A 20,408-nucleotide genomic window follows, 5' to 3' on the forward strand; every position below is an offset into this window, starting at 1 on the left:
AGAAAGTATCAACTTTCGATTGACTTTTTACGCACGTTCGCAACGAAGCGAGAACGTGCAGATGATATACAAGTTTGCGTTTGAGCAAACTTGTGTAAATAAAAGTCGTGCTATCTGTACGGCTTTTATTTACACTCCTCGAATTAACCGGCGTTTCCCGATTCTGAGGGCATATTATAGTTAAAAAGCAAAGGAACCGCAAGATTTCCAAAACCGTCTGATGCCCTTTGCCGCCGCCGTAATATTGACAATCGGACAAAGATATATAAATATGTCAATATGAAGATATATATGAAATCAAAAAAAATTCCGTATATTGGTCTACTGTGTTCCGTTCTTTTTCTTTGCGTCGCCTGTAAGGATAACGCCTTTATACGGCGAATGCAGGATATGGAGATGGGTGTTAAGAATCCCTCTTCTATAGAAGAATTGCAATCAGCCATCCAAAAATATCAAGGAAAGATCAACGATATTCTGACCATGGAACAGCGGGTCGGTATTTGGTACAAAATCCTGGGACGCCGGTACATGGATAAAAAGATGTACAAAAAAGCAATTGAATCCTTCCGCAGCGCATTGGAATACTTTCCGGAAAATCAGCATGTGTTTTATCAAATCGGCGTATGCGCCGCTATCATCGCAAAAAGTACCCTCGATTACCCGAATATGAGCCTCGGCGAACGGCAATCTTATTTCGACCTCTCGGTCTCCGCCTATAAGCGCGCGGTGGAGCTCGACCCCACGTATACGCGGGCGGTGTATGCACTGTCCGTTCTCTACGTTTTTGAATTGAACCGGCCGGAAGATGCCATCACAATTATGGAACCGGTTGCCGCCCGCGAAAAAAAGCCGCTGGACTCCCTGTTCATCCTCGGGCGCGCTTATTACATGACCGGTCAATATGAAAAAGCGATTGCCGCCTACGACCGCATTATCAAAACGAGCGGGAGCGCCGAACAGCGCGCCGACGCCGAACGGAATAAAGCTTTTGTAGAAAATGCGCGGCGCTAAGGCTTTGACGGTCGGCTATGCGGTAATAAGCAGTAAACAACAGGATTCTCACATACTTTGATGAACACAACAACCGATTCCGAAAAGCGGAAACTCTACATAGCCCTCTCTTATTGCTCTTTTCTCAAAGGCAGCGAGAGGCTTTTACTTGCCCGCACGCTTGACACTTCGCAAGCACTTACAGTAAGTTCAATAGATACGCTCAGCCGGATGATACAGCGACCACTCCGCACGCGCAGTTATAAACCCGAACAGCTGCCGCAGGCAGTGGAAAGAGCCGAGTCGCTGATGAAGTATTGCCGAATCAACATGACGTTTTACGATGATCCCGACTTCCCCCCCCTGCTGCGGGAAATCCCCGATGCGCCTTTCTTGCTATACTACCGCGGCGTCTTACCGCAAGCCGATACGCCCGCAGTAGCAATTGTCGGTACGCGCCGCCCGACAGGGAACGGCATTAAAGCGGCACTGCAGCTAGGCGCCGAATGCGGGCACGTCGGTATTCCCGTTATTTCGGGGCTGGCACGCGGCATCGACACTTTTGCTCATCGGGGAGCCTTGGAAGGCGGCGGCCTAACGACAGCTGTACTCGCCTGCGGGCTTGACCGGCTCTATCCGCAGAGCAATGCACGGCTCGCAGGCCGGATACTCGAAACGGGCGGATGCATCCTCAGCGAATATGCGCCCGGGGAACTGCCGCTTGCCTATCGCTTTCCGCAGCGTAACCGAATCATTTCGGGGTTAGCCCGCGCAACCGTTGTCGTCGAAGCGCCGACAAAATCGGGAGCGCTCATTACGGCTGACTTTGCCCTTGAGCAAGGACGCGACGTGTGCATATACGGCGGACTGCAGGATTCCGTGCAGAATACCGGCTGTAAAAAACTTGCTGAGGACGGGGCAATTCCGGTTGAACATGCCGGCGACCTTTTACGCGAATGGGCAAACCCAACTTTGCAATATTTGCAGAGAGAGCAACAGACACAACTACCTTTGTTTTAAGAAAGGAGCACGATAAATGGCGAAAAAAACCGCGGCAAAAACGAAAAAAACAAACTTGATTATCGTAGAATCGCCGGCAAAAGCAAAAACAATCGAAAAATATTTGGGCAACGGCTATACGGTTAAGGCTTCGATGGGGCACTTGATCGATTTACCGAAGTCTCGTATCGCAATCGATATCGAGCACGGCTTCCAGCCCGAATATATCACCGTACGAGGTAGAGCCAAGTTACTCAAAGAACTGCAGCAAGATGCAAAGAACGCCAAACACGTCTTTCTCGCCAGTGATAATGACCGCGAAGGGGAAGCTATCGCCTATCACCTCTGCCATGCGATACGGGAAAAATGCGAAAATGTGCCGATAAACCGTATCGTCTTTAACGAGATCACCCCGCAGGCAATTAAAACCGCCGTGCAAAATCCTATGGATATCGACGAGGCAAAGGTCAACGCGCAAAAAGCCCGCCGCGTACTCGACCGGCTTGTCGGCTATAACCTTTCGCCCCTGCTCTGGCAAAAAGTAAAGAACGGACTTTCCGCAGGGCGGGTACAGTCGGTTGCGCTGCGCCTCATCTGTGAACGGGAAGCGGAGGTGGAAAATTTTATCCCCGAAGAATTTTGGACGCTGGAAGGCGCCTTTAAAAAAGGAAAAACCGCCTTTGATGCCCAGCTCGCGTTATATAAAGGAGAAAAACCTGCGTTAAAAAATGAGCGTGAAGTACAGGCTATCATTGATGTATTGAATGGAAAAGAAGCAACGGTTACCGATGTCAAAAGCACCCAAAAGACCATCCATCCTAAACCTCCATTCACAACCTCTACGATGCAGCAAACGGCAGCGAATCGGCTCGGCTTTACCTCCCGTAAAACAATGCAGATTGCGCAGCAGCTGTACGAAGGTATTGCCGTCGGTTCAAGCCGCGTCGGGTTAATCACCTATATGCGTACCGACTCTGTGCGTATCTCCGACGTTGCCCTTGCGGAAGTCCGCAAGTGGATCGGCGAGCAGTATCCCGCCTATCTACCGGAAAAAACCAATTTTTACAGCGTCGGCGCAAAAGCGCAGGATGCCCACGAAGGTATCCGCCCCACATACTGTAGTTATACGCCCGACTATCTGAAAGACTACCTCAACCGCGACCAGCTGCGCCTCTATACCCTTATCTGGGAACGCTTTACCGCAAGCCAGATGACCGGCGCAAAGACGGAAACGCTCAGCTATGAAATTTCCGCCGGAGATGCGGTCTTTAGAACGGTTTCTACCAAGGTAACGGACAAAGGCTTCTACGCCGTGCTCAATCTTCTCCTTTCAAAAGAAGAAAAAGGCAAGGCATTGCCGGCGTTAAAAACCGGCGACACCCTGACGGTGGACAGCCTTACGCCCGAACAGCACTTTACGCAGGGGCCAGCCCGTTATACCGATGCAAGTATCGTTAAAATGCTGGAACAAAAAGGCATCGGGCGCCCCTCAACGTATGCGCCGATTATTTCGGTATTGCTCGACCGTTACTACGTCAACCGCTCCAACAAACAGCTTGTTCCTACTCAGCTCGGCAGAATCATCAATGATCTATTAGTCGCAAACTTCAACGATGTGATCGATGTCAACTTTACCGCCGGTATGGAACAAAAACTGGACGAAATAGAAGAACACAATGCCGACTGGTCAAAGATTATCGGCTCCTTTTATACCCCGTTCATCACACAGGTGGATTCGGTGATGGCGCATTTGGGCAGTTTGAAAGGAACACTCGATGAGCCGACAAACTTTACCTGCGAAAAATGCGGCAAAAGGATGATGAAAAAGCTCGGCCGCTTCGGTTTTTTCTTGGCGTGCGAAGGCTTCCCCGAATGCCGCAATACCAAATCCATTCCGTTAGCGAAGTGCCCACGTCCCGGCTGCGGCGGGGACATCGTATCACGGCGGGCAAAAGGGCGAGGTAAAGAGTTCTTCGGCTGTACCAATTTCCCAAAGTGCAATTTTATCTCTCATTTTAAGCCTATCAACGCCGTGTGTCCCAAATGCGGCTGGTTCATGGTTGAAAAATACGATAAAAAGAACGGAAGCTACAAGGCCTGCGTCAACCCCGATTGCGATTACCTGCACAGCGTTGTCGAAGGCATTGAAGATCGGGATATCGACTAGCGATGGATACGGTCTTTGAAGACTACCTCGCCTACAGCGCAGGGGTGCGGCATTTTTCGGAAAAAACCATTGAAGCCTACCGCAACGACCTCAAACTTTTTTCAGATTGGCTTACGGACAATGAGTTGTCCCTTATCGAGGTTACCCGAACTCAGATACGCATCTTTGTTGCAGACCTCGGAAACCGGCATTTCGCACCGGCAAGCATTAACCGAACCCTCTCCTGCGTGCGGGGGCTATACCGCTATGCCCTGCAGAAAGGACTCTGCACCACGAACCCCGCCGCGGTTGTCCGCAACCTCAAGCAGCCGGACAAGCTGCCCCGCTTCCTCTTTCCCGATGAAGCGGAACGCTTTTGCGAATTTCCCAAAGAAGCGGGCATTTTATGGTACGCCCGCGATGCGGCGATCTTTTCGTCGCTCTACTCTACCGGCTGCCGCGCGGCGGAGCTGCAAGGACTCAAAATAACGGATTTAAAGGGAGATTGCAGCTGGGCAATCGTACGGGGAAAAGGAAGCAAAGAACGCAAGGTGTTCTTTGCGGACTTTGCACGGGAAGCAGTGCAGCGCTATTTAACGGAGCGCGCGGAACTGATTGCCTACCTAAAAGAACAGGATGGGTTAAAGACCGTAATTGCGGAAGAAGCGCTTTTTTTAAACTGCCGCGGCGGGGCGCTTACAACGCAGGGCATCCGGTACATCATCAATCGGTACACAGCCCTTCTCCCGAACTATAAAAAACTGACGCCGCACGCCTTCCGGCACAGCTTCGCCTCGATGTTCATCACCCGCGGGGCAGACATACGGGTTGTGCAAGAACTATTGGGGCACAGCAATATCACAACTACCCAACGGTATACACACATCACAGCAGCACAGCTCCAAGACCTGTATCACAAAGCCCATCCGCATGGGTAGGTATAGCCTATTTATTTTGCGGGGTGATTAAAAATCTGATGCGATTCCCTTCCTTTTGCGTAAAATTTTTCCCAAAATTTCACGTTTCTTTCCCTGCAGCAGGGTAATCGCATCAGACACTTATACATAAGAATCGCAGAATAATGAGGCTGTGAAACCATTTGAACCGCAAAGCGGTGAAACTCTGGTCGAACGGCCTCATTATTCTGCGGGAAATACAGCAAAACAGTTTGATGCGATTATCCTTATTAATCAATCACAACAGCGCCTTGGCGGAGTACGCGGGGAGTGCCGGAACTTAAATCCACAAGAGTAGAAGGAAGCCCCTCAAGATTACCGTCATCGACAATTAACGAAACGGAATCCTCAAATTCGCGGCAAATAGCTTCTATATCGGTAAGGGGCGGGGTTCCCGAACGGTTAACGCTCGTCGAATACACTGCATCCCCTGCTGCAGCGACAACACTACGCAGCCACTCATCTGCGGGACAGCGAAAGGCTTGAGTCCCCTGCCCTTTTAACGGTACGATAAGCGTGAGCGGCGCAGGCCACAAGTTCAAAATATGTTCGGGAATTTTTATATCGGTATAGCGGTAAATATCCGCCGGTTCGGCGATGAGAGCGATAAACGGTTTGTTTTCTTCTCTCCCCTTAATGCGGGCAATTGCTTCGGCAGTCTTTCCAATCAAACCGGAAAATCCGTAAATCGTATCCGTTGGAATAATGACGATATTTCCGCGCTTGAGTTCTACAGCAACGGCAGCGGCCGAATTAGGAGCTTTTTTTTGAATACGCATTTTTTTTGCTCACAATCATCTCGCACATAATAACGATAATACTCATGGAAACGGCAATCGTTTTACAAACTGCATCCGGCAAATAGCGGGGAGCTTCAATCAAGTATACGACACCGGCATCCTCGGTACGCTCCGCAGCGCCGGAAAAATTCATCAGTTTGATAAGCCGTTCGTTTTTTTGGACATAGCCTAATTCATGCGCATACACAGCAATGGTCTGAGGATCTGAGGATAAATTCGCGATACGGATATTCAGATCTTCCCCAATATCGGACAAAAGCTGCACATGTTGTACGAGAGCTTCACGCTGCCGTCTTAACTGACGGCATGCAAAAAAACCTCGTGCCCCAAAGCACATACTCAAAAAACTATAAACAAACGCAAATACGAAGATCGGCGTAATAACTTTCAAATAAAATTTCATAATCGCTTCTAATAACGGCAAAATAAATATTTTCTTGAATTTTATTTAAAATACGCTATAATAGAAAAGTGATGATATGTTTTCCAACCGATGGTCGACATTTTCTAAAAATGTGCACGGCTTTTCGAGGCGCCCTATAAGAGTTCCGCTCATGTTATATACAGGGAATGCCGATACATGTTATAATAACACCGCTTTCGTGGAGAAATATTTATGGATAATTTTAACAAAACCGACGATTTATATGATCCCAATTTTTCTATAGACAGTAAGAGCACTGAAAAATTAGACATGTATGGTGTATGGCTTAAAAAAAAGAAAGATACTATCGAACCGCTCGATTCGGACGATTTTCAATCGGCGAGCGCTTCCGGCATGGAAAACGACCAAGATACTATAAATTTTGATGATGATTTCTCATTTTCGGATATGGCTGCAGATACTGAAATGCCCGAACTTGAGGAGTTGAACGATACAAATACTTCAACCGAAATACCGCTGGAAACGCCTGATCCTTCATATACCGACAGTGATACTTCCGATATTGCACTTGACGAAAACAGTTTTGAGTCATTGGATTTGGATGACTTTTTGTCGGATGACAGCCCTACCGAAGCAGCGCCTAAAGAAACAGCTGATACTTTTGTTGAAGAAGAGCCGATAGATCTTGACTTTACCGAAATCACGGATGATACCGAAAAACATTCGGGCGACAATGAACCGCCAGCAGGTCTCGAAAACTTCAGTGAAATTTCTCTTGAAGATTTTGAAGATGCAGCTCCGTCTGAAAGCTCCGAATCGGACGACGACTTTGAGGTGGTCGATGATTTTGACGATATTCTCAAAGACGATACATCCGAAAGACAAGAAGCCGAACACAGCAAGCAAAAAGAAGATGCCGTTTTCGACATTGACGTTACAGCCGATGATGAAGCGACTAAAGAGCAGCCGCTTGCGGAGCTGTCCTCACAGGTTGTAGAAGATAACGTCGATATTCCGATTTTCGGTGCAGACGACAAACAATCACCCGATGCTGAAAAACCTGCTTTCTTTGATGATATTGAAGCTGTTAAACAAGATTTACTTTCAACACAACATGTCGCCGAACAGGAAAATGCGACAGCAAAACTCAATCCGGAAAAGGATTCAAAAGAAACTATGGACACAACAGTCGTAACTACTCAACGCACTGCCGCTGAACAAGATAAAGCAACCGAATTGCTGATGCAAATTGCTCATGAAATCAGCGATCTGAAAGCAGAGCTGAATAGCTTAAAAGTGGGTATGGCGGCTCACTCAAAAGCAATTTCCGAAACAGCGGTAAAAGATTCCGGTGACCACCAAGAAGACAAAGCCGCCGATGCGGAAAGTTCGGGCTTTTTCAGCGATGATGATACGGACGAAACGATTGCACTCACCGGTGATGAGTTAAATAATATCCTTATTACGGCGGATTTCACTGAAGAGCGGAACAGTGAAGATGAGGAGCGGGCGTCGACCGATGAGGAATCTTCCGCGGAAACAACCGAAACCTATGAAGTACCGCCTGTACTTACGAAAGATATTGATCCCGAGATGCAAGAAAAGCCCCCTGCCGACCACTCCTTTGAGGAGAGTATAGCGGAGCTTTCTTCAGAAGAGAGAAATAGCGATCATGAACCGGAGACGGAAGGGGAAAAACTCCTTGCATCCGATCCGGTCTTTAATGTAGAGCCTTCCCCCATTACATCGTTGCCGGAAGATCTCAGTTACCTTGATGATCAATCGGAAGTTACGGATGAAGATATGGGGCTTATTGATGGAGATACGGCAGATCAGCAAGAAGCCGCCGAGCTTGAGGATATCGAAGAAGCTGAGCCTGTGGATGACGAAACCGACTTTGAAGATATAAATATAGAATCCTTCGATATTCCCTCGGAGCAAGAGATTGAAGTTCCCGCTGAAGACATGAAACCGGTTGACACCAAAATGGCTGCTGGAGAAATAACAGATGACCGTACGATCCACGAACTTCAAAATGACGAAGATTTCCGAAACCCGTTTGCAGACGGTTCAACTACCGCCGAAGCGGAAATAAAAGAAGAAATTATCGAAGAACCTTTTATAGCCGAAGTTCCTGCAAGTGAGTCGGAAGAAATCGAAGAAGCCAAATCTGAAGATACGGAAGATACAATTGAAGAATTGGACGCAATCGCTGAAGATACAAGTTCCGATCTTGAGGCGGAAAAAGAAAGCGAAAAAGTTCCCGAAGAACCGAAGCAGGAAACATTGTTACAAGCTGCGAGTAAAAAGCAGGAAACCATTTCTATTCCATTGGAACTGAAAAATGAGATTAAATCGGTTCTTTCCTATATGGATCAACTGTTAGAGGCATTGCCCGAAAAGAAGATTGAAGAGTTTGCTAAGTCCGAATATTTTGAAACCTACAAGCACCTCTTTGAAGAATTAGGCATTTCCTAATCCGTATATTTCACTTCGCCGCTATGCAATTCCGCATAGCGGCCAACTGCCTTCCTCATGCTTCCTTTTCGTCTCCATTCAAAATACAACCCAAATAAAGAAGCGGAACAGTTTGCCGCTGCCATTGAAGGCAATCCTACCATTATTATCATAACGGAGCCGGGAGAATCCTACCTCGCGCCCGTACTGAAAGCACAATTTCCTTGTACAAAGCGTATTGCGGTGCGCTACAGCGAAACACTTTTTTCGGATTCCGATTATCTTTGGGATGCTGTCTGGCGGCCGGGAAACGGTAGTTTGCCTTTTTTTCTGCTGTCTCACATACCCGATGAACAATTGGCAGGAACCCGTTTTTTAAGCTGGAGGGCTGCCGATAAAGCTTTTCCAAATGAGGCAGATACGGTTTGGAAAAATATCCGGTATGCAATCGATATACTTACTAGTATCATGCACACCCGATCTTTCTTCGGAAATAAGTGGCTTAAAAACACCATCAATAATTTTATCGGCCTTGAACACCCTGCGACGCTGCATTTCGGCGAACGGGATTTTATCTTAGCCGGAGCAGGCCCGAGCTTAGAACAGCTTACCGCAGCTCAGGTAGCGCCCTACTCTATCCTTGCAGTATCATCAGCGTGCACAGCCCTTACGGCGCGGGATATCTCGATAGACCTCTGCATCGGTACCGACGCCGGCTACTGGGCATTGCCTCATTTTGATAGGCTGCCTGCAATAGTCCCTGTCGCCTTTCCACTCGAAGCGGCCGTTCCCGCATCGATATTAGAGACTCATCCATGCGTGCCGCTTTCCTACAATTCTCCGCTGGAAACAATGCTCTTTACGGCGGCAAACCTGCAACCGCTTGCAGCCCGAGAAAACGGCACGGTAACGGGAACGGCCTGCGAACTGCTGTTACGGCATACAGACCGAAACATCATACTCGCCGGCGTCGATTTGGCAGCTGCAAAAGGTTTTACCCATGCACGCCCCCATGCAAGTATCGTACGCTTATTTGCTGCGGCGAATAGACTCCATCCGCTTGCAGATTCGCTTGCTGTCCAAAACTTTGCCGCGCAATCCCTTGAAACCTACCGGCAATGGTTTTTGCAGCTGCCGCCGGAATCCGCACGGAGACTTGCCCGCGCCGGTACGGGAGGAGCCCCGCTGCCAAATATCAAACCGATAGACCTAACAGCCCGCAGTTCCAATAACGCACAAACAGCAACACGGCTTTCGGCAGCCCCCCACCCTGCGCCTTCCCGCAATGAGCGCACACGGATTGCCCGCTCCCTGTTAAAGACACTGAATACCGAAATCCCTGCACTAATCGCAACGGAACCGGCGCGGCTCGCGACCGATGCTGCGGCACTTGAAAAACAGATATGCGTCTTATGCAGCTATACCGCTTATTGTAATGTGATAAAAAATCCTACGGATACAAAAGCACAAACAAACTTAGCGGAACAGGTCAGCCGTGTACTCGGCTCGCTCATTAAAAGGATAAAAGCATGACGATCCTAGAGAAGAACCTTGCTGCGATAAACATCAAACAGCCGGAACTCGCAGAACATCTCCGGCGTGCTCAAATAGGGGCTGCTTATAAGGGTACTGCACCCGCAAAGACAGGGGAACCGGTGCCGCTCTTTGCATCGGGACAAGCGTTGCAGTCCCTCTATAATCCCGTACGGGAAGCAGAACGCACCGCTGCCGCGTTCTCCGTCGGCTTTATGCTTTTTTGCGGACTGGGGAACGGCATCCATATCAAACTTTTTTTAGATAAATCCTCCCAATCATTTTGTGCAATTACGGAATCCGATTACGAATCCTTCAAACAGCTGCTTTCGCTCATCGACTATACGGAGCTATTAGCCGACAGCAGGGTATTCCTTTTGCCGCCCTGTACCGATGCCGCTTTTGAAACCGCACTCGTAGCGGCTTATTTACCGGCCGTACACGGTACCTTCGGTTATTATGTTCTAAGAACATGGAGTGAATACTATAAAGCTCAAATAGCAGATTTACCGCGGCAAATCGAACACGCACTCGAAAAAATCAAAGCGGATTTTTCGGTTCAAGTCCATTTCGGAAAAATCTGGCTGCGGAACATCTTTTTAAACTTACGTCTCGCGGGCGCCGTCAAACCTGCATACCCGTACACGGATACCAAGCGAACAGCGCTCATATTGGGGGCAGGCCCAAGCTTGGAAGAAGGATTGGTTCTGCTTAAGCAGCATCGGAAGCGGTACACGGTTTTTTGTACCGATACAGCCTTTCCCGCCGTATGCGCAAACGGTATTACACCGGAATTCTTCATCGCGATTGACCCGCAGCATATCTCATATCAGCATACCATCGGCGTTATCCCCAAAGAGACGATCGGCATTTTCGACCTTTCAGCTAACACAGCCGGAGCGCGCCGATTTTACGAAAACGGCAATGCCCTGTTCTTTACGGCAGGCGGGCACCCGCTCGTCCAAACAGCCGCACTTTTTTCTCCCATTCCGCCGCTTACCACGGGATCCGGCACCGTTGCCGTCGCTGCCTACCATGCGGCACAAGCGCTCGGTTACCGGCATATCGAATGCAGCGGAATGGACTTTGCCTATACCGGCGGCACGGCGTATAGCCGAGGCACCTATCTTTCAGCCCAATATGCCGACGCTGCGATGCGCGTCATCTCGCAAGAGCACTCGTTTGTCCGCCTTATGTTCCGTACCGAAACCTACAGCGAACGGACATCAAAAGGCATCACCTATCGAACGCCGCTCTTGGATTCTTACAGGGCGGCTTTTGAAGCGGAAAAACACAGTATCATCCGCTGGCAACGGGCAGACTTTCAGCAATTCCCGTATACGGCATTCCTTGCATCCTTTACTGAAAACTTAAAACAAAACAGTCTGAATACCGTTATGCCGCTTCTTCCCGCACTTGCATGGTGTAAAGCCCATAGAAAAGGAAATTTGACCGATATGGAACTTGTATCGGAACTCATTTCGGAGTATACTGATTTATGATGAAAAAAATATTGATGTCGGTCTATGCCGCATGTGCATTGCTTGTTATTATTGGAAGTTTGCTATGGTTTGTTTTCACCCTTTACAGCGATTCCGCTGTGGGAAAAACGGAAGCGTTGAAGAACTTTAAGATATTTGCTCAGCATACCGGCGGAATTTTGTCGGAATCCGTTCACGAGGCTGATTCTGCCCGGCTGCAAGTACAACTTGAGCAACTATGCCGTAACTACAGCAAATATGTTCAAGCAGTTTTAATTAGAGATAATGCCGGTATCGTATTTATCTGGCCGAAAAACACCGATATTTTTTCATATAATGAACAGTATATAGTCGAAGTAAAAAACCTACCGCTCTTTTTTACTGCTGCCCAAACACATATTCCGGTTAAAGAAATGGGTACTACCGTTACCGTCCATGCAGCGCTCCAAATGCTTCCGCTTGAAACGGTTTTTAACCGCGGTCAAATAGTATTCTTTTTATTACTGCTGATTGTGCTGATGACCGTTATAGTTCTGATCTTTTCGTACATTAACCCAAAATCTGTAGAAAAAAAATCAGCATTAAAAGATACAATTCGTGCTCCGGAAGCGGATATAACCGCTTTTGATGCCGTTCAACCCGATCTTCCCCTCGCTACAGCTGCTTGCGATAAAGAAGAAACAGCATCTTCAGCGAAAAATTTTACCGAAACGGACAATCCGGCTACCCTGCAGCAGGAGGATACGAGTACCTATAAAAACCATGCTCCCTTTAATGAAGAGCCGACGACGGGAGAACAAACAGTAAAGACGCATGAATTTGAACCTTCGTTGCCATTAGATGAACAACTGGAATCATTAAACCGTCTTCATATTTACGATGATGAACAGCCCCAACAAACCACGCCCGAATCTCAGGAACACGCAGAACATATACAGCTTGACCACAGTACGATAGAGGAACTGGACGGCGCCGATACAGAGCAGCCGGTCTCCTCAAACACTGAACCGAATATTCAGAAAACAGCAGATACCTCGAAATCGGATGTCAACCAGAGCTTCGGCGCAGAAAACTACGGCTTCTTTGAAAATCATACCCACCCCCTAAAAGCGGCGGATGAAAGCCAAGAAGCAGCCAAACAACCGCCGATTACGACGTTTGAAAACACCCCGCTTTCGGATACAGCGCACAGCGATAGCCGTTCACTTGAACAGGCAACGCTCATCGAAGAATTGACCACCGCTATCACGGAAACCGCCGTTGCCGAAGAAGATTTAACGCTCATGCTGATCCATGCACCCGATCTTCCACATAATCAGCAAATTATCCATTTACTGCGTTCAACACTCGATCGTATTCATAAGATATTTATTTTTAATAAAGATACCCTCGGTATCATCATTTTTTATGCCCCCTTAGATCAGGCGATGCAAATTGCGAGCAGTCTCTATGATGAAATCCATGCGCTTTTAGATGCTTCCGTTAAAAAATCACTCGGTATCGGTCTTACTACAAGAGCGGGACGGCTTATTCCTGCTCCCCGCATGATCGAAGAAGCCTCGGCGGCAATCGGCAAGGCAACCGAAGAAGGTGGCGATCCCATTGTCGCCTTTCGGGTTAACCCGGATAAATACCGGCGCTGTCTCGCACGGTTAAACTAAGGGAGTGCTGATTAAAGCGAGGAGCGCATTTAATCAGTGTTTCCCTAACACAAATCATGCCGAAAGCCGGTTGACAGAGTAGTATTCTCTTATTATTATGCAGTTGCTGTTTACCGAACGGCGGCGTTTTACCTGTAAAGCGTTTTTATAAGATATTCCAAAACACAATGGATGGTTCACTATGAGTAACAAAGTTTCTTTCTTTTTCGGAAATCATTTCTTATCGACCGCGCCTTTCGATGATGATGATGATTTCAATGACGATTTTGACGATGATTTCGGCAATGATGATTTTGACGATGATTTTAGCGACGACGACTTTGATGATGATTTCGACGATGATTTTGACGATGACTTCGATGATGATTTTGACGACGGCGATTTTGATGATACCTATGACGATGACGACAGTTTTGACGACGACTTCGACGAATAAATTACGGAAATGAAAAAAGGAGCTGCTGAAAAACGGCAGCTCCACACACACGAGTAAACGTTATCCTATTGGGCAGCTGCAAAAACTCAAGTTTTAGAGGTGCCTGTTAAACAGAAGCAGTATCTTTGCGATGTTGATGCAGAAACTCAAAATCTGCAAGATATTGTAAACGGGACTGTACCAGATACAGCAATTCATTATACATATCAAAATTTACTTCCAATGCAATCGGAAAGACATATATCTCCGTTTCATTACAATACCGTTTAATAAACTCTGGGTCGTTGACAAACCCTAAACTGATCATATTGCTGATTCGGTCGGCGCACTTTAATACCTTTGCACGCTGTGAACCATGCCTAATAATATGCTGTAGATATTCGGGCTTTGTCTGCCCCGGCCGACGGGTAACTTCCATAACCAATTCATAGACAGCAGGAGATTCCGAGTCAATAGAGAGCAGTTCATTCACATTAAAATCAGGCACGTCTTCCAATACATCATGGACGATTGAGGCTTTAAGCAAAATACTATCGATATAGCCGTAGTCAATGAGCGTTGCCATAGTATCAAGCTGATGCCGGAACATATTGCCGCCTGCATGCCGAGCTTTTCCGCGAAGGCTGGTTGCCAAATGAATATAAGGGGCAAGATACATTCCTTTTAACAATGCTACTTCATGTTGTTCCATCTTCTTCTCCTTTTTCCCCTACTCTATACAAGGTCGTGCAAATACAGCGTGAACTTCTCAATCAGCCGTTCCGTTTGGCGCAGTTTTTCTCTTTCCCCTTCGACAACCTCAGCCGGAGCATGATCTGTAAAATTTGCATTAGAAAGTTTTGCCGTTAAACGGGACCGCGCCTGTTTTTCTTTTTCGAGTTCTTTTGTAAAGCGTGCAGCCAATTGACTGCGATCTACCTCGGTTCCGGTAATGATAAAGGCTTCAAAACCGGCTCCTACCGTCCCGATAGAATTTGCAGGTTTATCAGCAGGCGTTTCGATAAAGGCAATATCCGCGAGTCCCGCCAATAACTTAATTAAATCGATATTCTCAAACGCCGCCGCTGCGGGAGAGCCTGCTTCTATATAGAGCGCAATATGCAGTTTAAGCTGAGGATCGATACCGCATTCTGCTCTGAGCGCACGGATAAGCCGCACGATATTTTGCAGCGCTGAAAAACGCGCAGCTGCTGCCGTATCGATACGCTCTTCACAATAGACGGGATAATCAGCGGTTATCAGTGCCTTTGCACGGTGTGAAGCTCCGGCAGCGCAGTGTTCGGGAAGTTTGCGGTAGATTTCTTCAGTGACGAAGGGAAGCACAGGATGCAGCAGCCGGAGCGATTCTTCCAAAACGGCAAGCAGCACCGAGGTTATCCGGTCTTTTTCCGCATCATCTCCGCTCTTATATGAAAGCTTCGTCCCTTCGACATACCAGTCGCAAAAGTTATTCCAGAAGAACTCATAAATGCCGTGCCCTACCTCGTTATAGCGGTACCCTTCAAAGGCTGCCCGCACATTTTTGACCGTTTCGTTGAGGGTGTGGTAAATCCATCGGTCAAGCTCAGTTAATTCCGAGGCGGAAACGGGAACAATGCGCCGCCCTTCGAGGTTTCCTAAGATATAGCGTGAAGCATTCCAGATTTTATTGGCAAAGCGGGAGCCGAGTTTAAAAGATTCGTTGTCGATAAGAATATCTTGCCCCTGCGTACACATAAAGGTAAGTGTAAATTTAAGGGCGTCGGCGCCGTACTCGTCGATAATATTCAGCGGATCGATACCGTTGCCGAGCGATTTGGACATCTTGCGTCCTTGTTTATCGCGCACCAAGTCATGCAGGTAAACATCGCGAAAAGGAACGGTGCCGGTAAACTCAAGCCCTGCCATAATCATACGGGCAACCCAGAAAAAGATAATATCATGGGCGGTGATGACGGCGGAGGTCGGGTAATAGCGCTGCAAGTCCTCGGTTTTTTCGGGCCAACCGAGTGTGGAGAACGGCCACAGCCAGCTGGAAAACCACGTGTCGAGTACATCGCTATCCTGCTTGAGGGCGGCGCTCTTACAATGGGGGCATTCGGTTACATCTTGCACCGAAACGGTCATCTTACCGCAGTCTTCGCAATACCACACCGGAATCCGGTGCCCCCACCATAGCTGCCGCGAAATACACCAATCGCGGATATTTTCCATCCAATGGCTGTAGGTATTTTCCCATTTTTGCGGATAGAACACGAGTTCGCCTTTTTTCCACGCGGCAAGCGCCTTGTCTGCAAGCGGCTTCATTTTGACAAACCATTGCTCCGAAAGATACGGCTCTACGACGCTGTGACAGCGGTAGCAATGCCCTACGGCATGTTTAATGTTTTCTTTCTCTTTAAACAAGCCTGCCGTTTCCAAATCGGCAATAACCGCTTCACGGGCGGCTTTCACCGTCATGCCGCGGTATTTTTCGGGTACCGCCGCATTCAGCGTACCGTCGGGGTTTAATATATTGATAACTTCGAGATTGTGCCGCTTGCCGACTTCCCAGTCGTTAGGGTCGTGAGCGGGGGTTATTTTTACAGCGCCCGTCCCGAATTCCTTATCGACATAGCTGTCTGCAACAATCGGAATACAGCGGCCCGTCAGCGGCAGCACGAGCTTCTTTCCTACCAAATGAGTATAGCGGGGATCATCGGGGTGTACGGCAACGGCGGTATCGCCCAAAAGCGTTTCGGGACGGGTTGTCGCTATTTCGATATATTCCGACGCGGAAGGGGCACCGTTTTCATCGGCGAGGGGGTATAAAATATGGTACATTCCCCCTTTGGTCTCCTCATGGTCAACCTCATCATCGGCAAGTGCGGTTCCGCAGGAAGGACACCAGTTAACCAGATAGTTGCCGCGGTAGATAAGCCCGCGTTCATAGAGGGTAACAAATACGGTGCGGACGGCATAGGAAAGCCCTTCGTCCATCGTAAACCGTTCCCGGGACCAATCGACAGAAGCGCCGATTTTACGCAGCTGATTGGTGATAATCGAGTGGTGCTTTTCTTTTACTTCCCATGTGCGTTTGAGGAAAGCTTCCCGCCCGAGGTCATGCCGTGTTTTGCCTTCCGCCTTTAGCTGACGTTCAACCACATTTTGCGTTGCGATACCGGCATGGTCGGTACCGGGTATCCAAAGCGTTTCATCACCCTTCATGCGGTGGTAGCGGACAACGACATCCTGCAACACGTTGTTTAAACCGTGTCCCATGTGAAGCACACCGGTTACATTGGGCGGAGGAATGGCTACGACATATCTATCGGTACTGTCAGTCTTTTTAACCGGCTTAAAACAGCCCTGCTTTTCCCAATCCGCATAGATTCTATCTTCAAAATCTTTAGGATTATATGCTTTTTCCAATTCAATCGTGTGCAATATGTCTTCCATGACGCCAATCTCCTGCTTGCTTTTCTGCAATAAGTAAATATTTTAGTTATTTTTCGGTTATCGTTCAAGGGTGCGCGTGTAAGCGGATAAGAGGATAAACAATATCCTCCCATCAGAAGGTAGAAAAAAACGGCAGAAGGTGGTAGGATAATCTTCAATTTTGCCGTTGCTTTAACGGCAGAATTGGGAGAAACTATGCAAAATGAGCTTTTCGCTACAATCCAACCAGATGATTTCATCTCTATCCCCGAAGCTGGGCATTGGGCTACGGTGTTGCTGGGAAAGCATGTAACAAACTCAAATATTACGTATCTTATTCAATACGGACGAATAAATAAATTTTTTCATAACGGTGCCCCTGTAGTTTCAAAAACGGAATTGCTTCACTATTATCAGTCGCGTTCCGGTAAACGGCAGACGGATTGGGAAGAGCGGCTCGGTGAAAAATTGAATTGGACTTTGTCTTTCGAACAATATAAGGAAGCTGAAACGACAAAACATGTTCATAGGCTGCATCCTTATAAAGGGAAATTTATTCCGCAGCTTGTCGAATATTTTTTAGATGAGCATACCGACAGCTTTAAACAAAATGTCTTTTTTCATAAGGGAGATGTTGTACTTGATCCATTTTGCGGCAGCGGAACAACACTTGTACAGGTAAATGAATTAGGTATTCATGCAATCGGCGTGGATATTTCGGAGTTTAATACAGTCATTGCAAATGCAAAAATACAAAATTGCGATTTACAAATGCTTGAAAATGAACTTTCGTTTATAACAAATAGACTTCGTGATTTTACCGCTGCTTACTCCATACCGGAATTTGAAGATGCGCTAAGCGCTGAGCTTTTAACTTTTAACAATAAGTATTTTCCGTCGCCGCAGTTTAAAATCGATGTACGGCAAAAGAATATCGATGAAAAGACCTATGGAGCTGAAAAAGAAAAAGAATTTTTTTCTGTTTATCAAAAGCTTGTCCATACATTTAATATTCAACTAAAGCAAAAAGAAACGGGTACATTCTTAGATAAATGGTACGTGCAGAATATTCGGAACGAAATCGATTTGGTCTTTCAGCTTATTGAAAAAATACCGAATAAACCTGAACGAAATATCGCAAAAATAATTTTAAGTAGAACAATGCGCAGTTGCAGGGCGACAACCCATTCAGACCTTGCAACAATATATGAGCCGGTAACCGCTCCGTATTATTGTACAAAACATGGGAAGATTTGCAAACCGCTTTTTTCGATATTGAGATGGTGGAATACTTATGCAAAGGATACCGTCAAACGCCTGGCTGAATTTAAAATGCTTAAGACGCAAACTTTTCAATATTGCGTAACCGGAGATTCCCGCACAATCAATCTCGATGAAAAAATAGAACAAAACAAACCTGAGTTATATGAATTAATCCGGAAGCATAAAATTGCAGGTATTTTTTCTTCTCCGCCGTATGTCGGATTAATAGACTACCATGAACAACATGCGTATGCATATGACATATTCGGCTTTACCCGTCATGATGATTTGGAGATAGGTCCTTTATTTAAAGGAAAGGGGAAAGAAGCCCGCGAAAGTTATGTGGAAGGCATTAGCGCTGTTCTTAATAATGCAAAAACCTATTTAGCGACAGACTATAATGTATTTTTAGTTGCAAATGATAAATTCAATATGTATCCGCTTATTGCAGAGAAATCCGGTATGCGTATTGTTAATCAATATCATCGTCCGGTTTTAAATAGGACCGAAAAAGATAAAGGTGCTTATTCCGAAACAATTTTTCATTTGAAGGAAAGGAGATGAAAAGATGAGTCTTACAAATACACAAATGACTGAAATTGAAGAGTATAAAAACAGCCAAACCAAATAAAGGTGGGTTTATAGAGTTTAAACGTACGCTTTTGAAATGGGTCGCGGTAACACTTGCCGAACATCCGACAGCTCATATCCATACACTTCTTGCAATTCCGTATAATCCGTATGAACCGAAAGAATACGGTCGCTGGACAATGCGAGGGATGATTGATTCGTGCGGAGGCTTTAATACCCGCCGCTCCGGCAACGCTCTGCGTCGTAACAAAGGGTATTAAAGCCGACTGCAACCACCTTATGAGAACAACATTCCCCGACGCTTGCATCGGGGGATGTTGATTTGGAATATGAGCTAAAAGTTGCGGCAGAATTTTGGGACTTTTTAGGCGGCGCCGGATCATACGAAGCATTGTTGAACATTTTTGAAAAAGTCGGAATTGAATTGCGCCCCGAAATCGATGCCTATTTTGCACAGCATAGATGAGTTTTCTTTTCTTATCCGTGGCGAGAGTCGGCGTAGCCGCTGCGGAGTAGTGCGGGATTTCCGTGGTGCTCCACAGCAATAAGCTCGGCGGCGATGGAAACTGCAATTTCTTCAGGCGTTTCCGCTCTGATGGGCAGTCCGATCGGTTTATAGATGGAATCGAGGTACTCTTTGCCGATACCTTCATCGGCAAGCAGCTTTACAACCGCAGCATTTTTTTCAAATGAGCCGATCATACCGATATAGGCAAGTTTTTTACCGTACAGGTACCGCAGTACATCCGCATCGCAGCGATGCCCACGGGTTACCGCAACGCAATATACGTTCTCGTGAAACTGTAGAACGGTGTGAGATGGCAATACGTCTTCTTTGGAAAACAGCTGCTCCAACGGACAACAAAGCCGCCGCGCCGTCGGGAATAGTTCTTCTGTAATGCAATCGGCACGATCATCCCAAACGGTAACGCGAAATCCGATAAAGGCAGCAACTTTTGCAAGCGCGCGGCCGACGTGTCCGCCACCGAAGATAAATAGTTCAGGGTCATTCCCTATCTTTTCAAGATACACTTGGATTGAACCTCCGCACGCAAGCCCTTCCTCTGCTGTAAGATTTTTCTTTATGATACAGGTAGCATCGCCTGTTTTCAGCATTTCACGTGCTTTTTTGATCACTTCATGTTCGGAAATACCACCGCCTACCGTGCCGCGGACAGCTTCCGCAGTTACCCACATCGACGTTCCGGCTTCTCGCGGAGAAGATCCATGCGCTTCGATAATTGTGCATAATACGCCCGTAATACCGTTTGCCGTATCGGCTGTAACATACTTTAAAATCTCGGTATCCATAGA

17 protein-coding genes are annotated in these 20,408 nt (G+C 47.1%); 12 read left to right on the top strand and 5 right to left on the bottom strand.

The annotated features are described in order from the left end of the window. Positions 1 to 291: 291 nt before the first annotated feature. The 4 genes from ABK01_RS08960 to ABK01_RS08975 are packed head-to-tail and all read left to right on the top strand — an operon-like array spanning position 292 to position 5,073. A complete protein-coding gene (locus ABK01_RS08960; protein ID WP_253675390.1) occupies positions 292 to 1,011 on the top strand; it encodes a tetratricopeptide repeat protein in 720 nt (239 codons plus the stop codon). A 60-nt stretch (positions 1,012 to 1,071) separates the two neighbouring features. Then, the gene (gene dprA, locus ABK01_RS08965; RefSeq protein WP_253675391.1) at positions 1,072 to 2,010 is read left to right on the top strand and encodes a DNA-processing protein DprA; all 939 of its coding nucleotides are present in this window, start codon (positions 1,072 to 1,074) and stop codon (positions 2,008 to 2,010) included. Positions 2,011 to 2,026: 16 nt separating this feature from the next. Further along, entirely contained in the window at positions 2,027 to 4,156 is a 2,130-nt protein-coding gene (gene topA, locus ABK01_RS08970; protein WP_253675392.1) for a type I DNA topoisomerase, read from the top strand. Positions 4,157 to 4,158: 2 nt separating this feature from the next. After that, on the top strand, positions 4,159 to 5,073 hold the full coding sequence (locus ABK01_RS08975; protein ID WP_253675393.1) for a tyrosine-type recombinase/integrase: 915 nt from the start codon (positions 4,159 to 4,161) through the stop codon (positions 5,071 to 5,073). Between the two features lie 248 nt (positions 5,074 to 5,321). Here the strand turns inward: ABK01_RS08975 and ABK01_RS08980 are convergent, their stop codons facing one another. Next, on the bottom strand, positions 5,322 to 5,870 hold the full coding sequence (locus ABK01_RS08980; protein ID WP_212565148.1) for an L-threonylcarbamoyladenylate synthase: 549 nt from the start codon (positions 5,868 to 5,870) through the stop codon (positions 5,322 to 5,324). Beyond that, positions 5,845 to 6,294 (bottom strand): FtsB family cell division protein, encoded by a 450-nt coding sequence (locus tag ABK01_RS08985; RefSeq protein ID WP_212565149.1) that lies wholly within the window; start codon positions 6,292 to 6,294, stop codon positions 5,845 to 5,847. The genes ABK01_RS08980 and ABK01_RS08985 overlap by 26 nt, the downstream gene beginning before the upstream one ends. 213 nt (positions 6,295 to 6,507) lie before the next feature. On the opposite strand from ABK01_RS08985, the gene ABK01_RS08990 reads away from it, so the two are divergent. From ABK01_RS08990 to ABK01_RS09010, 5 genes are all read left to right on the top strand, one after another. After that, the gene (locus ABK01_RS08990) at positions 6,508 to 8,754 is read left to right on the top strand and encodes a hypothetical protein (RefSeq protein ID WP_212565150.1); all 2,247 of its coding nucleotides are present in this window, start codon (positions 6,508 to 6,510) and stop codon (positions 8,752 to 8,754) included. Between the two features lie 57 nt (positions 8,755 to 8,811). After that, a complete protein-coding gene (locus tag ABK01_RS08995) occupies positions 8,812 to 10,266 on the top strand; it encodes a 6-hydroxymethylpterin diphosphokinase MptE-like protein (RefSeq protein WP_212565151.1) in 1,455 nt (484 codons plus the stop codon). Further along, a complete protein-coding gene (locus ABK01_RS09000) occupies positions 10,263 to 11,768 on the top strand; it encodes a motility associated factor glycosyltransferase family protein (protein ID WP_253675394.1) in 1,506 nt (501 codons plus the stop codon). Before ABK01_RS08995 ends, ABK01_RS09000 begins: the two co-directional genes overlap by 4 nt. Beyond that, on the top strand, positions 11,765 to 13,408 hold the full coding sequence (locus ABK01_RS09005) for a diguanylate cyclase (RefSeq protein ID WP_253675395.1): 1,644 nt from the start codon (positions 11,765 to 11,767) through the stop codon (positions 13,406 to 13,408). Before ABK01_RS09000 ends, ABK01_RS09005 begins: the two co-directional genes overlap by 4 nt. A 181-nt stretch (positions 13,409 to 13,589) precedes the next feature. Beyond that, the gene (locus ABK01_RS09010) at positions 13,590 to 13,844 is read left to right on the top strand and encodes a hypothetical protein (protein WP_253675396.1); all 255 of its coding nucleotides are present in this window, start codon (positions 13,590 to 13,592) and stop codon (positions 13,842 to 13,844) included. Positions 13,845 to 13,950: 106 nt separating this feature from the next. Here ABK01_RS09010 and ABK01_RS09015 read toward each other — a convergent pair whose 3' ends face one another. After that, on the bottom strand, positions 13,951 to 14,535 hold the full coding sequence (locus ABK01_RS09015) for a hypothetical protein (RefSeq protein ID WP_212565155.1): 585 nt from the start codon (positions 14,533 to 14,535) through the stop codon (positions 13,951 to 13,953). A 23-nt stretch (positions 14,536 to 14,558) separates the two neighbouring features. Next, a complete protein-coding gene (locus tag ABK01_RS09020) occupies positions 14,559 to 17,261 on the bottom strand; it encodes a valine--tRNA ligase (RefSeq protein WP_253675397.1) in 2,703 nt (900 codons plus the stop codon). 195 nt (positions 17,262 to 17,456) lie between these two features. On the opposite strand from ABK01_RS09020, the gene ABK01_RS09025 reads away from it, so the two are divergent. The 3 genes from ABK01_RS09025 (at position 17,457) to ABK01_RS09035 (ending at position 19,560) form a co-directional block, all read left to right on the top strand. Then, positions 17,457 to 19,067: a DNA methyltransferase gene (locus ABK01_RS09025; RefSeq protein WP_253675398.1), complete on the top strand. Its 1,611-nt coding sequence runs from the start codon at positions 17,457 to 17,459 to the stop codon at positions 19,065 to 19,067. Positions 19,068 to 19,165: 98 nt separating this feature from the next. Next, a complete protein-coding gene (locus ABK01_RS09030) occupies positions 19,166 to 19,354 on the top strand; it encodes a TdeIII family type II restriction endonuclease (RefSeq protein ID WP_253675399.1) in 189 nt (62 codons plus the stop codon). A 62-nt stretch (positions 19,355 to 19,416) separates the two neighbouring features. Then, the gene (locus ABK01_RS09035; RefSeq protein ID WP_253675400.1) at positions 19,417 to 19,560 is read left to right on the top strand and encodes a TdeIII family type II restriction endonuclease; all 144 of its coding nucleotides are present in this window, start codon (positions 19,417 to 19,419) and stop codon (positions 19,558 to 19,560) included. Between the two features lie 11 nt (positions 19,561 to 19,571). Here ABK01_RS09035 and ABK01_RS09040 read toward each other — a convergent pair whose 3' ends face one another. Next, complete coding sequence (locus ABK01_RS09040) at positions 19,572 to 20,405, bottom strand: XdhC family protein (RefSeq protein WP_253675401.1); 834 nt, start codon at positions 20,403 to 20,405, stop codon at positions 19,572 to 19,574. Between the last annotated feature and the right edge of the window lie 3 nt (positions 20,406 to 20,408).

It is taken from the genome of Treponema sp. OMZ 305 (assembly GCF_024181325.1).
Lineage (GTDB): Bacteria > Spirochaetota > Spirochaetia > Treponematales > Treponemataceae > Treponema.

Excerpts from the sequence above, each read along its gene's own strand:
- ABK01_RS09040 (WP_253675401.1), bottom strand. The coding sequence starts at position 20,405 with ATGGATACCGAGATTTTAAAGTATGTTACAGCCGATACGGCAAACGGT.
- ABK01_RS08960 (WP_253675390.1), top strand. The coding sequence starts at position 292 with ATGAAATCAAAAAAAATTCCGTATATTGGTCTACTGTGTTCCGTTCTT.
- ABK01_RS08980 (WP_212565148.1), bottom strand. The coding sequence starts at position 5,870 with ATGCGTATTCAAAAAAAAGCTCCTAATTCGGCCGCTGCCGTTGCTGTA.
- ABK01_RS08995 (WP_212565151.1), top strand. The coding sequence starts at position 8,812 with ATGCTTCCTTTTCGTCTCCATTCAAAATACAACCCAAATAAAGAAGCG.
- ABK01_RS09010 (WP_253675396.1), top strand. The coding sequence starts at position 13,590 with ATGAGTAACAAAGTTTCTTTCTTTTTCGGAAATCATTTCTTATCGACC.
- ABK01_RS09000 (WP_253675394.1), top strand. The coding sequence starts at position 10,263 with ATGACGATCCTAGAGAAGAACCTTGCTGCGATAAACATCAAACAGCCG.
- ABK01_RS08985 (WP_212565149.1), bottom strand. The coding sequence starts at position 6,294 with ATGAAATTTTATTTGAAAGTTATTACGCCGATCTTCGTATTTGCGTTT.
- dprA (WP_253675391.1), top strand. The coding sequence starts at position 1,072 with ATGAACACAACAACCGATTCCGAAAAGCGGAAACTCTACATAGCCCTC.
- ABK01_RS09020 (WP_253675397.1), bottom strand. The coding sequence starts at position 17,261 with ATGGAAGACATATTGCACACGATTGAATTGGAAAAAGCATATAATCCT.
- ABK01_RS09005 (WP_253675395.1), top strand. The coding sequence starts at position 11,765 with ATGATGAAAAAAATATTGATGTCGGTCTATGCCGCATGTGCATTGCTT.
- topA (WP_253675392.1), top strand. The coding sequence starts at position 2,027 with ATGGCGAAAAAAACCGCGGCAAAAACGAAAAAAACAAACTTGATTATC.
- ABK01_RS08975 (WP_253675393.1), top strand. The coding sequence starts at position 4,159 with ATGGATACGGTCTTTGAAGACTACCTCGCCTACAGCGCAGGGGTGCGG.
- ABK01_RS09025 (WP_253675398.1), top strand. The coding sequence starts at position 17,457 with ATGCAAAATGAGCTTTTCGCTACAATCCAACCAGATGATTTCATCTCT.
- ABK01_RS08990 (WP_212565150.1), top strand. The coding sequence starts at position 6,508 with ATGGATAATTTTAACAAAACCGACGATTTATATGATCCCAATTTTTCT.
- ABK01_RS09015 (WP_212565155.1), bottom strand. The coding sequence starts at position 14,535 with ATGGAACAACATGAAGTAGCATTGTTAAAAGGAATGTATCTTGCCCCT.